Below are 22,323 nucleotides of genomic sequence, written 5' to 3'. Positions count from 1 at the left end.
TCCTGTGATGATCTTGGTGATGTCCGGCGTCCCGGCGATCGCGCCGTGCGCGCACCGGACGGGCCGCCCGCCCCCGTCGGCCGCGCGGCTACCGTCCGGCCGCGGACAGCGACAGCCCGGTCTCCGCGTCGAACAGGTGCGCACGGTCCAGGTCGACCGTGACCTGCAGCCGCTCGCCCGGCGTGCCGGTGACGGTGGGTCGTGCCTTGACCTTGAGGACCTCCGTCCCCACGAGGACGTCGACCACCGTCCGGTCACCGAGCGGCTCAAGTCCGTAGAGTTCCCCCGACAGCGACGCGTCCCCGCGCTGTTCGATGGACAGGTCCTCCGCGCGCAGGCCCAGCAGCAGCGCACGACCGTCCTGCGCCGTGGTCCAGCGGGGCCGGGGCAGCGTCCAGCCTCCCGCACCGATCAGCCGGTCTCCCTCCGCTCGGCAGGCGAGCAGGCTGATCGGCGGGCTCCCGACGAAACCGGCGACCCACTGGTTGGCTGGCCGCTCGTACACCTCGGTCGGCGTGCCGACCTGTTGCACCTTCCCCTCCTTGAGGACCGCGACCTGGTCGGCCATGGACAGGGCCTCGACCTGGTCGTTGGTCACGTAGACGAAGGTCGCTCCGAGGCTGCGGTGGATGCGGGTGAGCTCGGTGCGCATCTCGACGCGGAGCTTGAGGTCGAGGTTCGTCAGCGGCTCGTCCATGAGGAACGCGCGCGGGCTACGGACCAGCGCCCGGGCCAGGGCGACCCGCTGCATCTCACCGCCCGACAACTGCGCGGGACGCCGCTGCAGCAGGCGTTCGATGTGCAGCAGGCTCGACATCCGCTCGACGGCGGCGGCGATCTCGCTCGCGGAACAGCGGCGTGCCCGCAGCGGCGAGGCGATGTTCTCGTACGCCGTGCGTCGCGGGTAGAGGGCGTAGTTCTGGAAGACCATGGCCAGGTCGCGGGCGGCCGGGGCGTCACCGGTCGCGTCCCTGCCGTCCAGGTGCACCGACCCTGCGTCGAGCCTGTCGAGGCCGGCGATCGCCCGCAGGGTCGTCGTCTTGCCTGCCCCGGAGGGCCCGAGCACGACGAAGAACGAACCGTCCGGCACGTCCAGCGTCACCCCGTCGAGGGCCTGGACCTTGCCGAAGGACTTGCGCAGCCCGTCCACTGCCACGGTACCCATCAGGCCACCAGCTCTTCCGTGCGCACGTCGTAGACCGCCGGGGTTCCGCCGGTGTGCCGCAGCCCGACCGGTGCGTCAGCGGCGAACCGGACGGTCGGTGGCATCCGAACCCGCACGTCGCGTTGACCGCCGTGGTCGACCACGTAGATGATCTCGTCGCCCAGCCACTCGGCCGAGACCACGCGGGCCGGGATCGAACGTTCCGCCCCGGGCGCGGTGACCTCCAGCGCCTCCGGCCGGACGCCGGCGACCAGGCGACGGTCGCGCGGCAGGCCCGACGGTGGCGTGAGGGCCAGGCCGCCCTGACCGCGCAGGCTCCCGTCGGCCACCTCCACCTCGATCAGGTTGATCGGCGGGGAGCCGATGAACGCGGCGCAGAAGAGGCTCGCCGGACGGTCGTAGACCTCCAGCGGCGTGCCGACCTGCTCGACGCGGCCCTTGTTGAGGATGGCGATCCGATGACCGAGCGACATCGCCTCGACCTGGTCGTGGGTGACGTAGACCATGGTCGCCCCCAGTTCCCCCTGCAGGTGCTTGATCTCCGTACGCATGTCCGCCCTCAGCTCCGCGTCCAGGTTGGTGAGAGGTTCGTCCATGAGGAAGGCGCGTGGTCGTCGCACCAGGGCGCGGGCCAGCGCGACGCGCTGCTGCTCCCCGCCGGACAGCTGGCGCGGTCGCCGGTCCAGCAGCGGATCGAGCCGCATCAGCCGGGCGGCCTCGGCGACCCGCGCCTGCACCTCCGGCTTGGGCAGCCCCTCGGCGCGCAGGGGGAACGCCAGGTTGTCGCGGGTCCTCAGGTGCGGGTAGAGCGCGTAGAACTGGAACACCATGGCGATGTCGCGCTCGGCGGGCGGCAGGTCGTTGACCAGCGTGTCGCCGATGCGGATGTCGCCCGTCGTCTGCCGCTCCAGGCCGGCGATGGCCCGCAGCGTGGTCGTCTTGCCGCAGCCCGACGGGCCGAGCATCACGAACAGCTCGCCGTCGCCGATGGACAGGTCCACGTGTTCGACCGCGACCGTTCCGTCCGGGTAGCGCTTGTGCAGGGCGGTCACCTCGATGCCGGCCATCAGCGTCGCACCGCCCCGAGCGTCACGCCGGCGACGAGGTGCTTGCGCACCAGGTAGGCGAAGACGAGCACCGGCAGGGCGAACACGACGGAGGCGGCGGCTACCAGACCCCAGTCCACGGTGGTGCCGCCGATGAGGCCGGCGATGGCGGGTGGGGCCGTCCGGACCTCGTCGCTGGAGGTGAGGAAGATGGCGAACACGAACTCGTTCCAGGAGAAGATGAGGGCGAAGACCGCCGTCGCGGCGATGCCGGGCACGAGCAGGGGGAGGGTGAACTTCCAGAACGCCTGCAGACGGGTGTAGCCGTCGAGCATCGCGGCGTCCTCGTACTCCGCGGGCACCTCGTCGACGAACCCCTTCATCATCCAGATCGTGAACGGGACGTTGAACGCGGCGTAGATGAGGATCAGGCCGAGCTTGCTGTCGATGAGCCCGACCTGGCGGTACATGAGGAAGATCGGGATCACGACCACCACGGGCGGCATGAAGCGGGTGGACAGGATGAAGAACAGCTGGTCCTTCTTGGCCTTCAGCGTGAACCGTGAGTAGGCCCAGGCCGCCGGGACCCCCAGCACGGTGGCCAGCACCGTGGAGACCCCGGCGACCACCACGGAGTTGAGGAACGAGACGGACAGGGCCGACCGACCGCCGTCGGGGGCGACGAACACGTCCTTGAAGTGGTCCAGGGTGACGTTGAAGTCGAAGAACTTCGCCGGGATGGCGTAGACGTCCCGGTTGTCCTTGATGGACGTCTCGATCATCCACAGCACCGGGAAGAGCATCACGACGGCCAGCACGGTCAGCAGCACGACCTCCAGCGCGGGGCGGCCCCGGCCGCCGAAGCGGCGCGCGGGGGGCGTGTGATCCCGGGCAGGAGCTGCGGACACGGCCTCGTCGACGGAGACGGCCATCAGCCCTCCTTGAGCTTGTTCAGGTAGCGCAGGTAGAGCTGCGTGAGGACGACGACGACGAGGACCATGAGGATTCCGTACGCTGAGGCGGTGCCGGTGTTGAAGCCCAGGAACGCGACCTTGTAGACGTGGAACGACAACGTCTCGGTGGAGACCCCCGGGCCCCCGTTGGTGAGGATGTAGACGAGGTCGAACAGCCGGAACGCCTCGATGGCCCGGAACAACACGGCGATGAGGAGCAGCGGCCACACCAGCGGAAGGGTGATGGTGCGGAACCGGAACCACTCGGACGCCCGGTCGATCGAGGCGGCCTCGTACAGGTACCTGGGCACCGCGGTGAGGCCCGCGAGTGCGATGAGCATGATGAAGGGCGTCCACTGCCAGGTGTCGACCACGATCAGCGAGACCAGTGCCGTCCGCTGCCGGGTGAGCCACTCCACCTGCTCCAGGCCGATCGAGCCGAGCATGCTGTTGACCACGCCGAACTGCGCGTCGAGCATGAATCGCCAGAACAGCCCGACCACGACCGGCGACAGCATCATCGGGACCATGAACAGTGTGGTCAGCAGTCCTCGCCCGTGCGTACGCCGGGAGATCAGGTAGGCGATGGTGAAGCCGAGCACGGTCTGCAGGGAGACCGCGCCGACCACGTAGATCAACGTCGTCAGGGCCCTCGTGTGGACCTGCGCCGACGTCAGGATGGCCGTGTAGTTGCCGAACCCGACGAAGTTGGCGGGCCCGCCGCGGGTGGCCGAGTAGTCGGTGAACGACAGGTACAACGCCCACAGCAACGGGAACACCGACATCGCGAGCAACAGCAGCAGCGCGGGGGAGATGAAGGCCACGGCGAGCCCGCGGTCGCCCAGCCGGGGGGACCGGCCCCGGGCAGGCGGTGTCGCGGACGCCACCTGCCCGGGGCCGTCGGTCGTCAGAGGGACGGGCTCACTCACAGTCCGCCGCCGCCCTTGCGACCGCTCGAGTCGAGCACGCTCTGCTGCTCCCGGGCGATGTCGTCGAGCGCGTCCTTCGGCTTCTTCGCGCCGTTGAGGGCCGCGTTCACGTTGGTGTTCTCGATGTCGACCAGGCGCGCGTACTCGGGCACGTTCCACATGTCCCGCATCCGGGGAACCGAGTCGGCGTACACCTTGTTGAACGGCCCGGCGTTGAGGAACTCGGGCGACTCCAGGGCGTCCGTACGCGCCGGCACGCCACCGGCCGCGGCCCACTTCTTCTGGATGTCGGGCCGCTCGAACCACTTCATGAAGTTCAGCGCCTCCGCCTGGTTCGCCGCGGGGGAGTAGGCCGACACGTGCATCCCCATGCCGCCGAGGGGGACGAGGTTCGTCTTCTGGCTCGGCAGGGTGGCGAAGCCCAGCTTGTCGAGGATCTGCTCCCGCGTGGTGCCGAGCGTCGACTGCTTCGGGTCGAGCAGGCCGCCGCTCGCGGCGATCCAGTTGAACGCGATGCATGCCTTGCCCTGGGCGACCGCCGCGTTCACCTCGTCGATGAACCAGTTGCCGGAGCCCTTGGCGGTCAGCGGCTTCATCTTGTTGACCAGGACGTCCATCGCCTCCTGGCCCGCGGCGTCGTTGAGGACGCCGTCGATCTTGCGCGTCTTGGGGTCCCAGAGGTTGCCGCCGTAGATGCCGTTGACCGTGTTGTAGGTGACGGCCGCGGCGTCGGAGCCGTTGGCCTGGTGGAACGCCAGCCCGCTGACGCCCGGGTTGTCCGCCTGGCACTTCCCGGCGACCGAGATCATCTCGTCCCAGGTCTGCGGCGGCTTGTCGCCGATCAGGTCCTTGCGGTAGATCATCGTCCAGGTGTCGCCGAGCAGCGGCAGCCCGTACAGGCTGGCGTTCTCGTCGCGCTTGCCGGTCTCCGCCTGGGGGAACTGGCCGTAGGCCGCCAGGAGGTAGGGGTTGTAGGCATTGACGTCGATGTTGTTCTTGACGAAGTCGGTGAGGTCGAGGATGTTGCCGTTCGTCACGGCCTCGCCGATGTGTTGCGAGTCCAGGATCGCGATGTCGAAGTCGGTCTTGTGCGCGGCGAACTGGGTGAACATCGCGTCGTGCCAGTTCGCGTTCGGCACGGTGTTGACCTTGATGGTCGCGTTCGGCCGCTCCTTCTTGTACTCCGCGTTCGCGAAGTCTTCCAGAGCGTGCGCGGGGGGCCAGTCGAACCAGATGAAGCTGAGGGTCAGCGGGTCCTTGGTGAGCTCCGGGATGGTCGCCGGTGCCTTGGGGGCGCCCGCCTTCGCGTCGCCGTCGTCCTGGCCGTCGCCGCAGGCCGCCATGGTCGTGGCGACCAGCAGCATGGCCGCCGTCGCCAGCCGCGCCTTTCGCCCGGGAACGGACAATCGTCCTGTCAGCTTCGGATGCCGCATCTTCTGGCCTGCTTTCTGGTGGGGGTGTGGAGCCTCGCTAGGTGCTTCGCCGAGCAGGTGCCGGTCGTTCAGGCGTGTTGCCGGGCTGTCGCGGGGCCGACCCGCGGGGGTCGGCGTCGCGAGCGCGCCGGGACGCGCCGGGTCCGCGCGCCGTCGAGCGGCCCTTCGACCCGTCCGGGCCGGTGACGACCGGGGAGGGGTGTCGAGCATGCTCGTGGGAGCGTCAGGTGATCGAGTGGAGCGGTGGCAGGTGGTTCCGGCGGTGCAGAATGACGGGCGCTCGTCGGATTTCCTATACGATCGAGCGGGGCGTCAGCATGTCGCAGCGTGGTGACTGGTGTCAACAGGTTCCCGAAGATGCAGGAAAGGACCTCACGTCACGATGGACGACGAAGCGATGACCGCGCGGGGCCGTAGGGTCGTGACGGGTGGGACGTCGTCGGGCAGATCCGGCGGTCGGCTCGCCGACGAGGTGTACGACACGCTGCTCGGACAGCTGATGTCGCTACGGATCGAGCCTGGCTCCCGTGTCACGATCGACGTCCTGGCGCGGGAGCTGGGGGTCTCGCAGACGCCGATCCGCGACGCTCTGAACCGCATGGAGGCCGAGGGCCTGGTCGTGCGGGTGCCCCATGCCGGCTACCGCATTCCCCCCCAGATCACCCGGAACCGATTCGAAGACATGCTCGAGGTCCGCCTGCTCCTGGAGCCGGCGGCGGCGCGCAGGTCCGCCGAACGCGCCTCCTTGCCGCAGGTGGCCGGGCTGCGACGGATGCTGGAGGAGATGGCGGAGCTGGAGGGGGGCAGCGGGCCCCTGGCCTACGGCGCCTTCGGGCTGCGCGACGCCGCCTTCCACGATCTGGTCGCGCTGAGCGCGGGGAACCAGGTCATCCGCGAGACGCTCGCCCGCCTGCACAGTCACGTGCACCTCTTCCGGCTGCACCACGACACCCAGGTCACCCACCTGGCCATGGCCGAGCACGAGGAGGTCGTGGCCGCGATCGCCGCGCGTGACCCCGACGCCGCCGCCTACGCGATGCGGCGGCACATCCTGCGGTCCGGCGAGCGCTTCCGGCGACTGTTCGACGAGGTCGAGGGTGCGGACGCGATGGCGGTTGAGGCTTGACGGGCGGGCGGGGCAGGGGAATGCTAGCCCAATCGGATCGGATTGGATCGCGTCCGCCTCACCGCCACCAGACACGAGGAGAAGCAGGTGCCCAGAGCGCTGCTCCTGACCGGCGACGCCGCCGAGGAACTCGACACCATGTATCCCTACTACCGCGTCCAGGAGGGCGGCTGGGACGTCGACGTCTCGTCCCGGACGCTGCGCGACGTGCAACTGGTCATCCACGAGTTCGACCCCAACTCCGACGCCTACGTGGAGAAGAACGGCCGGAAGCTGCCGGTCGACGTGCCCTGGGCCGAGGTCGACGTCGAGCGCTACGACGCCCTCATCATCCCCGGGGGGCGTGCCCCCGAGTGGATCCGGGTCGACGCCGACGTCAGGCGCATCACCGAGCATTTCTTCGCCCGCAACCTCCCCATCGCGCTGGTGTGCCACGGCGCGCAGGTCCCGGCGGTGTACGGGCTGCTGAAGGGCCGGAAGACGGCGTGCTTCCCCCCGATCACCGGGGACATGGAGAACGCGGGCGCGACGGTCATCGACGCCCCCGACGTCGTGGACGGCAACCTCGTCTCCTGCCGGGGCTGGCCCGACATGCCGCAGTTCGGCAGGGCGATGATGGAGGTCTTCTCGAAGTCCGTCGACCCCGCGTCGGCATGAGCACACCCGGCCTGCCCCGGTGACGGCACTGCGGACCGTCACCGTCGACGGCTTCCCCGTCCACGTCTTCGAGAGCGGCGCCGGGCCCGCGGTGTTGATGCTGCACGGCTCCGGACCCGGCACGACCGGGTCCGGAGCCTGGGCGGCGACGGCGCAGGCGCTGGGCGCGTCCTGGCGCGTGCTGGCCCCTGACCAGGCGGGATTCGGCCGCACCCCCGTCCCGGCGGGCTCCAGGGGCGGGCTCAGGCTGTGGACGGAGCAGGCCGCCGGCCTGATGGACGCTCTCGGTGTCGAGCACTACGCGGTCGTGGGGCACTCCATGGGCGGCGCCGTCGCGCTGGCGTTGGCGGCCGCGCGCCCCGAGCAGGTCAGCCGTGTCGTGGCGGTCTCGACGATGGGCGCCCCCGGGGCGCCGCTGTCCGCCGACCTCGACGCGATCTGGGCCGCCCCCGCCGGCCCGCCCGGGGCCCGGGACATGCTGAGTCGACTCGTCCTCGACCAGGCGCTCGTGACCGACGCGGCCGTCGAGACCCGCGCCGCCGCGATGCGGGCGGGTGCGGCCGCGTTCGCGTCGTTGTTCCCGCCACCCAGGGCGCGATGGGCCGACGACCTCACCCTCTCGACGCAGACGCTGGCCGCGATCCGCGCGCCCGTGCTGCTCGTGCACGGCGCCGATGACCGGGTCACTCCGCTCGCGACGTCGACCCTGCCCCTGCTCGAACACCTGGCCGATGTCCGGCTGCACGTGCTCGGCCGGTGCGGGCACGTGCCGGCGATCGAGCACCCGCACGAGTTCCGGCAACTGCTGTCGGGCTTCCTCCGCCGGGACAGCCGCCACTGACTGCTGCGCCAGGTCCGCGGCCCGCGCTCAGGCAGCTCAGCGTGAAGCAGGGCCGGCCGGGGCCTGGACCAGGGGCAGGGTCATCAGCAGCAGCCCTTCGTGGCGGCGTCGGGGCAGGCGGCGGGGTCGACGGCGAGCACGAGGCCGAGCAGGTCGCCGAGGGCGTGGGCGAGGCGCGGGTCGGCGAGCTCGTAGCGGGTGCGGCGGCCTTCGGGGGCGGCCACGACGAGGCCGCAGCCGCGCAGGCAGGTCAGGTGGTTGGACAGGTTCTGCCGGGTGGTGCCGAGCAGGTCGGCGAGCTGCGCCGGGTAGCCGGGGCCGTCGCGCAGCGCCAGCAGCAGGCGGGCCCGGGTGGGGTCGGACAGGGCGTGGCCGAACCGGGCCAGCACCTGCCCGTGGGTCAACGTCTCCACATCCCGGATAGTACATCCGTGGCTGTATCAAGCAAGGCGGTCCGACGCCGCCGGGCCCTGGCTCGGGGCGTCAGACGTCGGATTCGACGGCGAAGGTGTTGCCGTCCGGATCCTGGAACCAGGCGATACGTCCACCGCCGGTCCGGGCGGTGATTCCTCTGGCGTCGTGGTCGAGCTGGTCGTACCGGATGAACCCGACGCCGGCCGAGGCGAGCTCGTCGACGATCCGCTCGATGTCGTCGACATACCATGTCGCCAGCGTCGCCGGGCTCTTCCCGGCGGTGACCGACTGGTAGACGTTCAGCGCCGCCACGCCGCCGGAACCATAGACGCGGCTGCCGCCGGCGATGTCGGCGCTGGGGCCCGACCGCAGCGGCCGTAGGCCCAGCCGGCCTTCGTAGAACGCGACCGCCCGTTGTATGTCGGACACGGCGATCGAAGCTCTGAGGTGATATGTGTTCAGCGGCATGGACCACTGTCGCACACGCAGACCCCGGGGTCAGGGCGAACCAGGCAACGCGCGAACCCCACCCCCGCAGCCGCCGACGGCTGGGGAGGTGGGGCGGCGTTCCGCACGGATGGCCGCGCTCAGACCCAGAGTGGACGCGGGCTAGGAGTGCGGCTTGTCGACGTACCCGATCTCCTCCAGCTTGCCGTCGATGAGCCGGTAGGTGGCCGTCCGCTCGATCACCAGCTCGACCATCGAGGCGTCGTCGGGTCGGGTCAGGTAGACCACCTGCGCCTGGCCGGCACCGATGGTGACCTTCTCGACCGGGGTGCGGTCGCCGAGGTCGACCGTGCCGACGTAGGCCGGGGCGCCCTTGACGTTGCGCCAGAGCACGATGCCCCAGAACTTGCCCGTCCCGCCGCCGTCGAGCATGATCGCGCGCACCGCGTCGGCGGCGCCGTCGCCGGTCATGTCGCCGATCGCGCACGGCGGCTGCAGGGCGACCACCACGCCGTCCTCGCCGGCCCAGCGCCCCTCGGTCAGCGGGATCGGGTCGGGGTAGTCGTTGTATCGCACCTTCGTGCTGCCCAGCTCCGATTCGGCCACCTGGTCGCAGGTCAGCGCGGGAACCTTCGCAGGCGGCGCGGCGGTCGGCGAGACGTTGTCGTTCTCGCTGCTGCCGTCGCCGAACGGCTCTTCGGCCACCGGCGAGTCCGCCGGCGTCGTGGTGTCGCCGGGGCCCGGCGCGGCGCCGTCGTTGATCTCGATCGTGCAACCGCCCGCCACGAGGACCAGGGCGAGCGCGGCCAGCGGCAGCAGCGTCCTGCGCATGTTGTTCCTTTCGATGAAGTCGGCCGCAGCGTAGTGCGCCCCCGCCACTGCCGGACTTCATCGCGTTCGGCGCGGGCCAGCCCCGGGCGCCGCGCCGGCCGAGCTACCTCAACCGATGCCGTCGACCGCGGCCCGGAGCGCACTGATCGACGGGTCCCAGCTGAAGTTCAGCACGGGGATGCCGGAAGCGGCGGCGTTGCTGTCGCCGCCGAGGACCACTGCCCGCGGCTTGCCGGTGCCCTGGGGGACCACCAGATACCAGCTGCCCTTCACGTTCGCGATGAACACGTCGTCTACCTCCTGGTCGGTGGGGTCGGGGGTGGCGGCGTCCCCGGCGTAGTTCTCGAAGTCCGCCGTGGCGCCGAAGTTCGTCGGGCTTGCGGTGTTCAGCCAGAGGCTGGTGTGCACATGCGGCCCGACGCCGTGGTCACTGCCGTTCGCCGAGGCGCCGGAGTATGCGATCGTCTGTCCGCGCGACACGCGTTGACCGGTCGAGACGGCGATCGACGAGAGGTGCAGGTGCCGGGTGTAGTTGCCGTCGTCGTGGGCCATGCCCACGACACGCCCGGTCGCGGTGGAGGTGTCGGTCTTCACGAAACGGATCGTGCCGTTGGCCGCGGCCATGACGGGCGTGCCGGTGCCGACCGCGTAGTCGGTGCCCGGCTCACCCGAGGGGGGCGTCCGGTTCCGGTGGTCCTGCCAGGAGCTCGAGATGCGGACGTTCCCGCATGGCCGCTGATAGCTGCCGGCAGCCCGGGCGGTGTCGGGCAGCAGGGCAAAGGCGGCCGACACCCCGGACGCCGCCAACGCGGCGCCCGTGATGAACCCCCGCCTCGAGAGTCCTCGCAGATAGGCGACGCCGGCGAGATCCTCCGGCCGCAGCTCGCCGTGGCTGACATCCTGTAGGTCAGGGTGAGGCTCCTCGTTGAGGATCATCAATGCAAACTAGGGCCACTTCCGGTGCGGGGCAAGGGTTTCTCCCCGGTCGGCCCGCAAGTCGCGTGCGCCCGCGCCGTCGCGGGGCAGGTCCGGGAGCGTACGTCGTGGTCGCCGCCGCGCGGCCCGCCCGACGCCCGACACGAACCCGACGTGCGTAATCGGCACATAGTTGCGTGCTCGGCAACGTTGTGGAAGCCTCACTCAGTGTTGAGGCCGAGACGCAAGCGCTGGTTCGGGGGCGTGTGATGCTGAGAAAACGATCGACTGAACCTCGTGCGGCAGGCGGGGACGCGCCCCTGCCCAAGGAGCTGCAGAAGATCGCCGTGGTGGTCCTGGTCGGCCTTCTGCTGATGCAGCTCGATGGAACCATGGTGGGCATCGCGCTGAACACCCTCTCCGGTGAGCTCTCCGTCTCCGTGTCGACCCTCCAGTGGGTCGTGACCGGCTACCTGCTCGCGCTGATGGTGGGCATGCCGATCGCCGGCTGGGCGGCCGACCGGTTCGGCACCCGCAGAATGTGGACCGTCTCGCTCGTCGTCTTCCTCGTCGGCTCGGTGCTGTGCGGCGTCGCCGTCAACATCGAGACGCTGATCTTCGCGCGGGTGGTGCAGGGCCTCGGCGGCGGCATGATGGTCCCCGTCGGGCAGGCGATGCTGATGCGGGTCGCCGGCGCCGAGCACCGCGCGCGTCTGGTGGGGCTGATGGCCATCCCGGGCGTGATCGGCCCCACGCTCGGCCCCGTCGTGGGCGGCGTCATCGTCGACGACTTCAGCTGGCGGTGGATGTTCCTCATCAACATCCCGATCGGGCTGATCGCCTTCTTCCTGGCCGGCCGCAACCTGCCCAACTTCAAGGAGGAGGCCCGCGCCGCGCTGGACGTGCTCGGCGTGGTGCTGCTGGTGCCCGGCCTGGTGGCCGTGGTCTTCGGCCTCTCCCGGGCGGCCGCCGGCGGCCTCGGCGACCCCCTGGTCGTCGCGCCGCTCGTCACGGGCGTCGTGCTGATCGCCGGGTTCATCCTGCACGCCGCCCGGCCGAACATCGAGGCCCTGGTGTCGATGCGGCTGTTCAAGTACAGGAACTTCGCGGCGGCCAGCGCGTTGACGTTGCTGGCGGCGCTCACGATGGGCGCCGGGATCGTGCAGCCGCTGTTCCTGCAGCAGGTGCACGGCGAGAGCCCGATGGGCGCCGGCCTTCTCCTGGTCGGTTTCGGTGTGGGCTCGGCGCTCACCTCCGTCGTGCTCAGCCGCGTGTTCAACCGGCTCGGCGCGAGGCTGGTGGGGACCGTCGGCCTGGCCCTGACCTTCACCGGAACGGTCGCGTTCACGCAGTTCTACGCCAGCACCGGGCGGGTGTTCATCGTGCTCGCCATGCTCCTGTCCGGGGTGGGGCTCGCGATGGTCACCCTGACCATGTCGACGGCCCTCTACGTCGGGCTGCCGCCGCAGCAGATCGCCCGCGCCACCGGCGCCTCGCGGATCGTCCAGCAGCTCGGCCTCTCGACCGGCACGGCGGTGATCAGCCTGGTGCTGCAGATCCAGCTGACCAAACAGACCGCCGGGTCCGACCTGGACAGTCTCGCGAACGCCTACCACCACGCGTTCTGGTGGAGTGCCGGCTTCCTCGCGCTCGCGATCGTACCGGCGCTGCTGTTGCCCGGGCGGATCCCGGCGACCCCCGGCGCCCAGGACAAGAAGGTTGCCCAGGCGCAACCCGCGTGAGCGGGACCGGGACGGCGTCACCGGTCTTCTCGACTTCTCGTTGATCTGGAAAGGAAAACAGGAACATGACTGCGAACTCCATCACGGCCGAGGCCGCCGGGACGCTGACGCTCGGCGGTGACCTGCCCGTGCGCCGGCTCGGCTTCGGCGCGATGCGGCTGGCGTTCGGCGGCTCCGTGCGCGATCCCGAGACTGCCGCCACGGTGCTGCGCAGCGCGGTCGACAGCGGGGTGAACCACATCGACACGGCCGGCTTCTACGGGTTCGGTGACCTCCACTCGCACGAGGTCATCCGGCAGGCGCTCTCCCCGTACCCCGCCGATCTGGTGATCGCCACCAAGGTGGGCCCGGTGATCGAGGGCGGGGTGGTGCCGACCGCGGAGGCCAAGCCCGACCAGCTCCGCCAGCTCGTCGAGGAGGACCTGCGCCGTCTCGGGGTGGACCGCCTCGACCTGGTCTACCTGCGGGTGGGCGGCGCGACGGCGGCACCGGGCGGCGTGTCGATCGGGGACCGTTTCGCGGCCCTCGCGCAGCTTCGCGAGGAGGGCCTCATCCGGCATCTCGGCGTGAGCAACGTCGACGCGGAGCAGCTTGCCGAGGCGCAGGCCATCGCCCCGGTCGCGGCCGTGCAGAACCAGTTCCACGTGCACTTCCGTGGTGACTCCGAGCTCGTCGCCCGGTGCGCGAAGGACGGCATCGCGTACGTGCCGTTCTTCCCGGTCGGCGGCGGTGGCGCGCCCATCGACCACGACCGGCTCAAGGCCGTCGCGGAGCGCCACGGAGCGACGACCCGGCAGGTCGCGCTCGCGTGGCTGCTCGCCGTGTCGCCGGCGATCCTGGCCATCCCCGGCACCAGCGTGCTGGACCACCTCACCGAGAACATCGCGGCGGCCGGCCTTGCCCTCACCGACGAGGACATGGCCGCCCTGTCCGAGTAGCGCGGGAGCCACGCCTGAGGGAAGCTCCCGGTCGCTCAGCTCCATCAGCTCGGAGCCCTTGAAGCGCCTTTGACCTGCGTTGTTGCCTTCCGGGCAACAGGTTGCCGAGGCTGCAGCGGCGTGTCACCCTGTCTGCGTGTCGACGACGATTCGGGCCAGCAAGGCGGCCGCCGTCCGGCGGATGCTCAGCGAGGCGGCCCTCGGCCTCGCGGTCGAGCGGGGCTGGGACAACGTGCGGGTGGAGGACATCGCCGCCCGGGCGGGCATGTCCACCCGCTCGTTCAACAACTACTTCCACAGCAAGAACGAGGCCCTGTACGCCGCCGACCTCGACCGGTCCGTGGCGATCCGCGAGCAACTGCGCTCCCGGCCGGCGGACGAACCGCTGACCCAGGCCGTGGTTAACGCGATGCTCGCGGCCTTCCTCGCCTGGGACAACCTGGACCGCGACCTGGTGACCAAGGTGCGCCTCGCGGTGGCGACCTCGCCGCTGGGCGGCGAGTACCTGAAGGCCCACGCCGCGCGGGAGACGGCGCTCGCCGAGGGAATCGCCGAGCGGCTCGGGATGGCGCCGCACGACGACATCTACCCGAGGTTGCTGGCCACGATGGTGGTCAACGCGGTCCGGGTCGCGGTCGAGTTCTGGGTCGACTCGTCGCGGGCCACCTCCCTGTCCGACGCGATCCGCGACACGCTGGAACGGATTGCGGCCGGGCTGCCCGCCCCGCCGACCGGCGGGTGAGCGCGGGCCGGTCGGCATCGGGCCGGAGCCGTCGCCGCCTTGGCTGGGGAGATCCTTGCCACCCGGGCGGTTCCGCCCCGCGCGGCTGCTGGAGGTCCCCGATCCCCCGGCGATAGGGTGGGCCGACCGATCTCGACAACCCATGATCCGACCCGGGGGGGCGCCACGCATGGGCGATTCGTTCGCGCATCTGCACGTGCACACCGAGTACTCGATGCTCGACGGTGCGGCCCGGCTGAAGGACCTCTTCGCCGAGGCCAACCGGCTCGGCATGCCGGCGGTCGCGATGACCGACCACGGCAACATGCACGGCGCGAACGACTTCTACAAGCAGGCCATGGCCGCCGGGATCACCCCGATCCTCGGCGTCGAGGCGTACGTGGCGCCGGAGTCGCGCTATCACAAGGCGCGGGTGAAGTGGGGCCGGCCGGAGCAGAAGAGCGACGACGTCTCCGGTAACGGCGCGATCACCCACATGACGATGTGGGCGGCGAACAGGACCGGCCTGCACAACCTGTTCACCCTCAACTCGCGCGCCTCCATGGAGGGCCACTACGTCAAGTGGCCCCGGATGGACATGGAGCTGATCGCCGAGCACGCCGAGGGGATCATGGCCACCACCGGGTGCCCCTCCGGCGCGGTGCAGACCCGGCTGCGGCTGGGCCAGTTCGACGAGGCGATCAAGGTCGCGTCGGCATACCAGGACATCTTCGGCAAGGACAACTACTTCCTGGAGCTGATGGACCACGGCCTCGACATCGAGCGCCGGGTCCGCGAGGGGCTCACCGAGATCGGCAAGAAGCTCGGCATCCCGCCGGTGGTGACCAACGACTCGCACTACACCCACGAGGCGCAGGCCGAGGCGCACGACGTCCTGCTCTGCGTGCAGACCGGCAGCAACATCGCCGACCCCAACCGGTTCCGCTTCGAGGGCGGCGGCTACTTCATCAAGTCCGCCGACCAGATGCGCGCCGTCGACTCCTCCGAGCTGTGGCTCCAGGGCTGCCGCAACACGTTGCTGGTCGCCGAAAAGGTCGACCCGGCGGGGATGTTCGAGTTCCACAACCTGATGCCGCGCTTCCCGATCCCGGAGGGGGAGACGGAGGAGTCGTGGTTCCGCAAGGAGACCTTCAAGGGTCTCGCCCGGCGGTTCCCGGGCGGGGTCCCCGAGGGCCACGTGGTGCAGGCGGAGTACGAGCTGGGTGTCATCATCCAGATGGGCTTCCCGTCGTACTTCCTCGTGGTCGCCGACTTCATCCAGTGGGCGAAGAACCAGGGCATCGCGGTGGGCCCGGGCCGTGGCTCGGCGGCGGGTTCCCTGGTCGCGTACGCGTTGGGGATCACGGACCTGGACCCGATCCCGCACGGGCTGATCTTCGAGCGGTTCCTCAACCCCGAGCGGGTCTCGATGCCGGATGTCGACATCGACTTCGACGAGCGTCGGCGCGGTGAGGTGATCAAGTACGTCACCGACAAGTGGGGTGAGGACAAGGTCGCGCAGATCGCCACGTTCGGCACGATCAAGGCGAAGGCGGCGATCAAGGACTCGGCGCGGGTGCTGGGTTTTCCGTACGCGGTGGGGGACCGGATCACCAAGGCGATGCCGCCGGCGGTGATGGGCAAGGACATTCCGCTGTCGGGCATCTTCGACCCGAAGCACCCGCGCTACGCGGAGGCGGGGGAGATCCGGGGCCTGTACGAGTCGGACCCGGACGTCAAGAAGGTCATCGACACGGCGAAGGGCATCGAGGGGCTGATCCGGCAGACCGGTGTGCACGCCGCCGGGGTGATCATGTCGGCGGAGCCGATCATCGAGCACATCCCGCTGATGCGGCGCGACTCCGACGGGGTGATCATCACCCAGTTCGACTACCCGACGTGCGAGTCGCTCGGGCTGTTGAAGATGGACTTCCTCGGCCTGCGCAACCTCACGATCATCGACGACGCGGTGAAGAACATCCAGCTCAACCACGGCAAGGACCTGGACCTGCTGGGCCTGGACCTGGACGACAAGGCCGCCTACGACCTGCTGGCCCGCGGCGACACGCTGGGGGTGTTCCAGCTCGACGGCGGGCCGATGCGGTCGCTGCTGCGGCTGATGAAGCCGGACAACTTCGAGGACATCTCCGCCGTCCTCGCGCTGTACCGACCGGGCCCGATGGGCGTGGACTCGCACACCAACTACGCGCTGCGCAAGAACGGCCTGCAGGAGATCACGCCGATCCACCCGGAGCTGGAGGAGCCGCTGCGGGAGATCCTCGCCCCCACCCACGGCCTGATCGTCTACCAGGAGCAGGTGCAGCGCGCCGCGCAGATCCTCGCCGGCTACACGCTCGGCCAGGCGGACCTGCTGCGGCGGGCGATGGGCAAGAAGAAGAAGGAGATCCTCGACAAGGAGTTCGTGCCCTTCCGGGACGGCTGCCGCGAGCGCGGCTACTCCGACGAGGCGATCCAGGCCGTGTGGGACGTCCTCGTGCCGTTCGCCGGGTACGCGTTCAACAAGGCGCACTCGGCGGCGTACGGGCTGGTGTCGTACTGGACGGCGTACCTGAAGGCGCACTACCCGGCCGAGTACATGGCCGGGCTGCTGACCTCCGTCGGCGACGACAAGGACAAGATGGCGTTGTACCTGTCGGAGTGCCGGCGGATGGGCATCCAGGTCCTCCCGCCCGACGTGAACACCTCGGCCGGGCCGTTCACCCCGGTCGGCAAGGACATCCGGTTCGGCCTCGCGGCGATCCGCAACGTCGGGGCGAACGTGGTGGCCTCGATCATGCGGTGCCGCCAGGAGAAGGGCGAGTACGCCGACTTCTACGACTTCCTGGCCAAGGTCGACGCGGTGGTCTGCAACAAGAAGACCATCGAATCGCTGATCAAGGCCGGCGCGTTCGACGTCATGGGCCACAGCCGCAAGGGGCTGCTCGCCGTGCACGCCGACGCGATCGACGCGTACGCCGACGTCAAGCGCAAGGAGGCCGTCGGCCAGTACGACCTGTTCGGCGCCGGCTTCGGCGACACCGAGACCGTCGGCGGCAACACCACCGTCATGCCGACCATCGGCGAGGCCGAGTGGGACAAGCGCGACAAGCTCGCCTTCGAACGCGAGATGCTCGGCCTCTACGTCTCCGACCACCCCCTGTTCGGCCTCGAACACGTCCTCGGCGCGGCGGCCGACTGCACCATCGCCGCCCTCTCCGAGGAGGGCACCGTCCCCGACGGCGCGGTGGTCACCCTCGCCGGCATCCTCTCCGGGGTGCAGCGCCGCGTCACCAAGCAGGGCCGCGCGTGGGCGTCGGCCACCCTGGAGGACCTCGCCGGCGGCGTGGAGGCCCTGTTCTTCCCCAACACCTACGAGGTGATCGGCCAGTACATCGCCGAGGACGCCATCGTCGTGGTCAAGGGCCGGGTCGACCGCCGCGACGACACCCCCCGCATCATGGCGATGGACATGCAGCTGCCCGACGTCACCAGCAACCCGGGCAGCAAACCGGTCACCCTCACCATCCCCGTGCACCGCTGCACCCCGCCGCTGGTCGAACGCCTCAAGGAGACCCTCGTCCTGCACCCCGGCGACACCGAGGTGCACGTCAAGCTCCTCAACGGCGGCAAGACCACCACCCTGCGCCTCGGCCCCTTCCGGGTCGCGGCCACCACCGCCCTCATGGGCGACCTCAAGAGCGTCCTCGGCCCGGCCAACGTGAGCTGACCCGTGACCGGCACCCCACCCGACATCACTGCCGGGGAGCCGTCCGTGCGGGTCCGCGACCTGGTCCCGACCTATCTCGAGTACGCCCGCTCAGCCGACGGAGCCTCCCCGGCTCGCCGGTCTGAGCTGTGGCGGTCTCGCTACCTCGACCGGCACCCGGATGTTTTCGCCGCCGCCCTCGACCGGGCGGGGGAGTGGTCCGGCGGCGACGACCTGCCTGCGGTGCTGGACCAGCTGACCGAGGATCGGGCCGACCTGTCGAGGCGAGCTGCCCGGCTACGGATTGAGTTGCCCGATGCGGTGCGCTCGGTGGCCGGGGCACTGGGCTGGGCCGATGACCGCGATCCGATCGAGTGCGTGACGTTGGTCGGCCTGCGCCGGGCGAACGGCTGGGCGGACCGCCTCGACGGCCGGTACGCACTCTTCCTCGCCGTCGAGCAACTCGGAGATTTGGCCGAGGAGCGGCTGCTGGTGCACCACGAGACCGCGCACGTCGTCCACGACCGGCTTGCGACCATCAGGGATTGGCCGGAGCACGGCGTTGCCGCCTCGCTGCTGGCCGAGGGGTTGGCCACCGAGGTCACCACGGAGACTGTTCCGGGCCTTTCCGACGAGGCGTACCTGTGGTTCCACCGCCCCGGATACGAGCCATGGCTCGCCGAATGCCGGACTCGGTGGGAGGAGATCATCGACCGGATCATCGCAGACCTCGATGCCACCGACCTCGACCGGAACGCACCGTACTTCCTTATGCGGGACCTGCCCGACGGGGGTGACCTGCCAAAGCGCTGCGGCTACCTGGTTGGCCTGCGGCTGGTTCGTGAGCTGCGACGGCACTATCCGCTGCCGGAGACCGCCCGGTGGGACCTCGACCGGGCCGTGCCGGAACTGCGCCGCGCCCTCGGCGCAGTCGCCGTCGCGGCCTGACGGGTCCCGGTGGTCGGTCCGGCCGGGCTTGGTCAGGTGGAAATCGAGTCAGGCCGGGCGGTACTCCACCTCGGGGCGGCCCGGGGTGCCGTAGCGGGGCGCCCGCACCGCCCGCTCGGCGGCCACCAGATACTCCAGGTACCGCCGGGCGGTGACCCGGGAGATGCCGGCCAGCCCCGCCACCTCGGACGCGGACCGGCCGGCGTCGCCGCCGAGCGAGCCGAGCACCGCCCGCAGCGTCTGCTCGTCGAGCCCCTTTGGCAGCGTGTGCGCAGCCGGGCCCCGCAGGGTGGCGAACATCCGGTCCACCTCGTCATCGCCAAGATGGAGCACGTCGGCGTCAGCAAGCCCGTCGTCGGGATCACCGTGCCCACCGGCTACTCGTTCAACCTCGACGGCACCGCCATCTACCTGACCATGGCGGCGCTGTTCGTGGCCGACGCCATGGGCAAGCCGATGTCGATCGGCGAGCAGGTCGGCCTGCTCCTGTTCATGATCATTGCTTCGAAGGGTGCGGCCGGCGTCACCGGCGCGGGCCTGGCCACCCTGGCCGGCGGCCTCCAGTCGCACCGCCCCGACCTGCTCGACGGCGTCGGACTGATCGTCGGCATCGACCGGTTCATGTCCGAGGCGCGGGCGCTGACCAATTTCGCCGGCAACGCCGTGGCCACCGTCCTGGTCGGCACCTGGACCGGCGAGTTCGACCGCGCGTAGGCCCGCCGACGTGCTCGCCGGCCGCCGCCCCTTCGACGAGGCCACCATGCTCGACGAGGACGACGACGACCCGCAGCCGCCGGCCGGGCCGCAGCGCCCGGCGCTCAGCGGCGCACCCGCCTGACCGGGCCGCCGCCGCGCCGCCCCCGTCCCCGGGCTCCTGTCCACCGCCGTCCCCGCGTCGATCGCCCCTCGGGCGGGCCGCGACCGGGGGCGGCGGCCACCATCGGTGAATTGGCGCTCACGGAGGTGGCGACGGCCGCACTACCGTCGGCGGCATGGAGTTGGAGCAGGCACGCAAGCTGTGGCAGCCGCAGCCCGGCTGGCTGAACACCGCCAGCTACGGGCTGCCGCCCGAGCCGGCCTGGGCGGCGGTGCAGGAGGCGCTGGCCGACTGGCGGACGGGACGTACGTCCTGGGAGGGTTGGGACGACGCCACCCGGCGCTCCCGGGCGGCCTTCGCCGGCCTGGTCGGCGTGGCGCCCACCGACGTGACGGTCGGCAGCACGGTGTCCGCGTTGTTCGCCCCCGTCGCGGCGGCCCTGCCGGCCGGCGCCACCGTCGTGGCCCCCGAGGTGGAGTTCACCTCCAACCTCTTCCCCTGGCTGGCCCAGGCCGAGCGGGGGGTGCGGGTGCGCACGGTCCCGCTCGACGGGCTCGTCGACGCGATCGACGCCGACACCGATCTGGTCGCGTTCAGCCTGGTGCAGTCCGCCGACGGGGCCGTCGCCGACTACCAGCGGATCGTCGCCGCCGCCCGCGCCCACGGCGCGCTGGTGGCCGTCGACGCGACCCAGGCGTGCGGCTGGCTGCCGTTCGACGCCGGCCTGGCCGACGTCGTCGCCGTCGGGGCGTACAAGTGGCTGATGGGGCCGCGCGGGTCGGCCCTGGCCTACCTGGCGCCGGCGCTGCGCGAGCGGCTGCGACCCGACGGCGCCGGCTGGTACGCGGCCGAGGACCCGTTCTCCTCCTACTACGGCCCGCCGCTGCGGCTCGCCGCCGACGCCCGGCGGTTCGACCAGTCCCCGGCGTGGTTCAGCTGGATCGGCACCGCCCCCGCCCTGGAACTGCTCGCCGAGATCGGCGTGCCGGCCGTGCGCGAGCACGACGTGCGCCTGGCCAACCGGTTCCTCGCCGGGCTGGGCCGGCCACCCGGCGACAGCGCGATCGTCGCCGTCGAGGTGCCCGGCGCGCAGGAGAAACTGGAACGGGCGGGCATCCGGGCGGCGGTGCGCGCCGGCCGGGTCCGGGCGTCGTTCCACCTCTACACCACCGACGCCGACGTCGACCTGGCCCTCGACGCGCTGACCGGCTGACCCGCCGCGCGCCCCGGTCGCCGGCCGGCGCTGGTCGTGGGCCGGCGCTGGCCGCCGGCAGCCGCGCCCGCGCCGCATCCGAATCGCGCCGCCCGGACGAACCCCTGGTAGTGACCGTCTACCCGGGGGTACGTCGTGCTGACCGACTCGATGCCGGCCGAGGCCGTCGAGACCGCGCGCAAGCGCCTCTCCGCAGCCGCCGAGGACCTCGACGCCAACGAGGTCGCCGCCCTGCTGCTGGCGCTGGCCGCCGACCATGGGGTGCTGGCGTCCTGGCAGCAGGTATGCGTTCCGCTGCTCGCCGCGCTGCGGGGCCACACGGCGGCCGAGGTCGCCACCGAACACGCCCTCACCGAGGGCGTGCGCATCGGCCTGGACGTGTTCCACCGTGAGCCCGCCCGGCAACTGCCCACCGGCGGCGTACTGCTCGCCGGGGCCGAGCACGAGACCCACTGTCTCGGCCTGCACGCGCTCGCCGCCGCCCTGCGGGAGCGCGGGCGGGGAGCGCTGCTGCTCGGGCCCGCGCTGCCCTGGACGGCGTTGGCGTCCGCCGTGCGCCGGGCGCGTCCGCACACCGTCGTGGTCTGGTCGCAGACGCCGGTCACCGGCCGCGCGTACCGACTGGTCCGCTTCGGCCGCGACACCCCGGGCGTACGCGTGCACGCGGCCGGGCCGGGCTGGATCGAACCGCTGCCGCCCCCGTCGATCCGCCTGACCACCCTGGCGGCGGCCACCGCCGCCTGCTTGCAAGGAAGGGCCCCTTGTTAACGCTTTCTGTATAGGAGGGGCCCCTTCCTAACACTCGACGGCTGAGGTGGAGACGCTGCCGGCCGGGCCCCGTGTCAGGGGTCCGGCCGGCGGGTGGTGTGGGTGTGTGGTGTCAGCTGTTGTTCCAGTGCTGGGTGACGAGGTCGGCGGCCTGCTGTTCCCACTGGGCGTACGCGTCGGGGTAGGCGGAGACCTGGACGGTCTGGGCGGCGTCGGTCAGGGGCATGTTCTGCCAGCCGTCGACCTGTCGGAGGCCCTTGAGGAACGCCGTGGTCGCGTACTGCGGGTCGGTGATCTGCTCCGGCGAACCCCAGCCGCTGGACGGGCGCTGCTGGAACAGGCCGAGGGAGTCGTGGTCGTTGCGGTCACCCAGGTGACCCAGGTTCTGCAGCTTCGACTCCTGCAGGGCGGTGCCGATCGAGATCACCGCGGCGCGTTCGTCCAGGCCGGTCTTCTTCGTGGCGGCCATGATGGCCTTGGCGTTGGCGGTCTGCTCGGCGTCGAGGTCGATGCGCGACTGCGCGCCCTGCACACCGTGGGGGATCAGCTTCCCGGCGTCCACGGTCGTGTCGGCCTGCACGGCGGCGACCGGACGGGCGTCGGCAGTGCCGGTGCCGGTGTGGTGGAGGGGGCCGGCGGCGAGGCCGCCGGCGAACGCGAGTCCGGCGATGCCGAGGACGCTCTTACGCAGGATGGTCGTGTTCATGGGGGTG

The 22,323-nt window shown here is 71.0% G+C and carries 22 protein-coding genes; 11 read left to right on the top strand and 11 right to left on the bottom strand.

The genetic code is table 11. From position 1 onward, the window contains the following. Positions 1–88: 88 nt before the first annotated feature. Genes GA0070558_RS26910 through GA0070558_RS26890 form a run of 5 tightly spaced genes read right to left on the bottom strand, consistent with a single transcriptional unit; the run spans position 89 to position 5,526 of the window. The gene (locus GA0070558_RS26910) at positions 89–1,165 is read right to left on the bottom strand and encodes an ABC transporter ATP-binding protein (protein ID WP_091284716.1); all 1,077 of its coding nucleotides are present in this window, start codon (positions 1,163–1,165) and stop codon (positions 89–91) included. Continuing rightward, on the bottom strand, positions 1,165–2,232 hold the full coding sequence (locus GA0070558_RS26905) for an ABC transporter ATP-binding protein (RefSeq protein WP_091284714.1): 1,068 nt from the start codon (positions 2,230–2,232) through the stop codon (positions 1,165–1,167). Before GA0070558_RS26905 ends, GA0070558_RS26910 begins: the two co-directional genes overlap by 1 nt. Next, positions 2,232–3,143 (bottom strand): carbohydrate ABC transporter permease, encoded by a 912-nt coding sequence (locus tag GA0070558_RS26900; protein WP_091284712.1) that lies wholly within the window; start codon positions 3,141–3,143, stop codon positions 2,232–2,234. The genes GA0070558_RS26905 and GA0070558_RS26900 overlap by 1 nt, the downstream gene beginning before the upstream one ends. Then, positions 3,143–4,093, bottom strand: a complete 951-nt coding sequence (locus GA0070558_RS26895) for a carbohydrate ABC transporter permease (RefSeq protein WP_091284710.1) — start codon at positions 4,091–4,093, stop codon at positions 3,143–3,145. The genes GA0070558_RS26900 and GA0070558_RS26895 overlap by 1 nt, the downstream gene beginning before the upstream one ends. Continuing rightward, positions 4,090–5,526, bottom strand: a complete 1,437-nt coding sequence (locus GA0070558_RS26890; protein WP_091284708.1) for a sugar ABC transporter substrate-binding protein — start codon at positions 5,524–5,526, stop codon at positions 4,090–4,092. The genes GA0070558_RS26895 and GA0070558_RS26890 overlap by 4 nt, the downstream gene beginning before the upstream one ends. A 382-nt stretch (positions 5,527–5,908) precedes the next feature. On the opposite strand from GA0070558_RS26890, the gene GA0070558_RS26885 reads away from it, so the two are divergent. From GA0070558_RS26885 to GA0070558_RS26875, 3 genes are all read left to right on the top strand, one after another. Next, positions 5,909–6,652 (top strand): GntR family transcriptional regulator, encoded by a 744-nt coding sequence (locus GA0070558_RS26885; protein ID WP_091284706.1) that lies wholly within the window; start codon positions 5,909–5,911, stop codon positions 6,650–6,652. A gap of 87 nt (positions 6,653–6,739) precedes the next feature. Continuing rightward, on the top strand, positions 6,740–7,309 hold the full coding sequence (locus tag GA0070558_RS26880) for a DJ-1/PfpI family protein (RefSeq protein ID WP_077939326.1): 570 nt from the start codon (positions 6,740–6,742) through the stop codon (positions 7,307–7,309). A 19-nt stretch (positions 7,310–7,328) separates the two neighbouring features. Next, positions 7,329–8,150: an alpha/beta fold hydrolase gene (locus GA0070558_RS26875; RefSeq protein ID WP_091284704.1), complete on the top strand. Its 822-nt coding sequence runs from the start codon at positions 7,329–7,331 to the stop codon at positions 8,148–8,150. An 83-nt stretch (positions 8,151–8,233) separates the two neighbouring features. Here the strand turns inward: GA0070558_RS26875 and GA0070558_RS26870 are convergent, their stop codons facing one another. The 4 genes from GA0070558_RS26870 to GA0070558_RS26855 all read right to left on the bottom strand — a co-directional run bounded on the left by GA0070558_RS26870 (position 8,234) and on the right by GA0070558_RS26855 (position 10,778). Further along, positions 8,234–8,563 (bottom strand): ArsR/SmtB family transcription factor, encoded by a 330-nt coding sequence (locus GA0070558_RS26870; protein ID WP_077939329.1) that lies wholly within the window; start codon positions 8,561–8,563, stop codon positions 8,234–8,236. Between the two features lie 70 nt (positions 8,564–8,633). After that, entirely contained in the window at positions 8,634–9,032 is a 399-nt protein-coding gene (locus tag GA0070558_RS26865; RefSeq protein ID WP_091284702.1) for a VOC family protein, read from the bottom strand. A 141-nt stretch (positions 9,033–9,173) separates the two neighbouring features. Continuing rightward, a complete protein-coding gene (locus GA0070558_RS26860) occupies positions 9,174–9,842 on the bottom strand; it encodes a hypothetical protein (RefSeq protein ID WP_077939331.1) in 669 nt (222 codons plus the stop codon). A gap of 108 nt (positions 9,843–9,950) precedes the next feature. Continuing rightward, positions 9,951–10,778: a M23 family metallopeptidase gene (locus GA0070558_RS26855; RefSeq protein ID WP_091284697.1), complete on the bottom strand. Its 828-nt coding sequence runs from the start codon at positions 10,776–10,778 to the stop codon at positions 9,951–9,953. A 176-nt stretch (positions 10,779–10,954) separates the two neighbouring features. Between GA0070558_RS26855 and GA0070558_RS26850 the strand changes: the two genes are divergently transcribed. The 5 genes from GA0070558_RS26850 to GA0070558_RS26830 all read left to right on the top strand — a co-directional run bounded on the left by GA0070558_RS26850 (position 10,955) and on the right by GA0070558_RS26830 (position 18,812). Then, positions 10,955–12,499, top strand: a complete 1,545-nt coding sequence (locus GA0070558_RS26850; protein ID WP_141722333.1) for an MDR family MFS transporter — start codon at positions 10,955–10,957, stop codon at positions 12,497–12,499. A 65-nt stretch (positions 12,500–12,564) separates the two neighbouring features. Next, complete coding sequence (locus tag GA0070558_RS26845; RefSeq protein ID WP_091284693.1) at positions 12,565–13,437, top strand: oxidoreductase; 873 nt, start codon at positions 12,565–12,567, stop codon at positions 13,435–13,437. Positions 13,438–13,573: 136 nt separating this feature from the next. After that, positions 13,574–14,179, top strand: coding sequence for a TetR/AcrR family transcriptional regulator (locus tag GA0070558_RS26840; RefSeq protein WP_218107114.1), 606 nt, complete (start codon positions 13,574–13,576; stop codon positions 14,177–14,179). A 169-nt stretch (positions 14,180–14,348) separates the two neighbouring features. Further along, positions 14,349–17,885, top strand: coding sequence for a DNA polymerase III subunit alpha (gene dnaE, locus GA0070558_RS26835; protein WP_091284691.1), 3,537 nt, complete (start codon positions 14,349–14,351; stop codon positions 17,883–17,885). 3 nt (positions 17,886–17,888) lie between these two features. Further along, a complete protein-coding gene (locus GA0070558_RS26830) occupies positions 17,889–18,812 on the top strand; it encodes a DUF2268 domain-containing putative Zn-dependent protease (protein ID WP_256092145.1) in 924 nt (307 codons plus the stop codon). Positions 18,813–18,860: 48 nt separating this feature from the next. Here GA0070558_RS26830 and GA0070558_RS26825 read toward each other — a convergent pair whose 3' ends face one another. Then, positions 18,861–19,112 (bottom strand): response regulator, encoded by a 252-nt coding sequence (locus GA0070558_RS26825; protein WP_091284778.1) that lies wholly within the window; start codon positions 19,110–19,112, stop codon positions 18,861–18,863. 24 nt (positions 19,113–19,136) lie between these two features. On the opposite strand from GA0070558_RS26825, the gene GA0070558_RS26820 reads away from it, so the two are divergent. From GA0070558_RS26820 to GA0070558_RS26810, 3 genes are all read left to right on the top strand, one after another. Continuing rightward, entirely contained in the window at positions 19,137–19,526 is a 390-nt protein-coding gene (locus GA0070558_RS26820; RefSeq protein WP_305119954.1) for a cation:dicarboxylate symporter family transporter, read from the top strand. 278 nt (positions 19,527–19,804) lie between these two features. Then, positions 19,805–20,842 carry an aminotransferase class V-fold PLP-dependent enzyme gene (locus GA0070558_RS26815; RefSeq protein WP_091284689.1) on the top strand — a complete coding sequence of 346 codons (1,038 nt, stop codon included), beginning with the start codon at positions 19,805–19,807 and terminating at the stop codon, positions 20,840–20,842. A gap of 135 nt (positions 20,843–20,977) precedes the next feature. Next, on the top strand, positions 20,978–21,610 hold the full coding sequence (locus GA0070558_RS26810; protein WP_228987049.1) for a transcriptional regulator: 633 nt from the start codon (positions 20,978–20,980) through the stop codon (positions 21,608–21,610). Positions 21,611–21,722: 112 nt separating this feature from the next. Here GA0070558_RS26810 and GA0070558_RS26805 read toward each other — a convergent pair whose 3' ends face one another. After that, a complete protein-coding gene (locus GA0070558_RS26805; RefSeq protein WP_091284687.1) occupies positions 21,723–22,316 on the bottom strand; it encodes a hypothetical protein in 594 nt (197 codons plus the stop codon). Positions 22,317–22,323: the final 7 nt, after the last annotated feature.

The sequence above is a fragment of the Micromonospora haikouensis genome, from assembly GCF_900091595.1.
In the GTDB taxonomy this organism is placed as follows: Bacteria; Actinomycetota; Actinomycetes; order Mycobacteriales; family Micromonosporaceae; genus Micromonospora; species Micromonospora haikouensis.
Note: the sequence above shows the minus strand (reverse complement) of the source record. Positions and strands in the feature narration are given on the sequence as shown.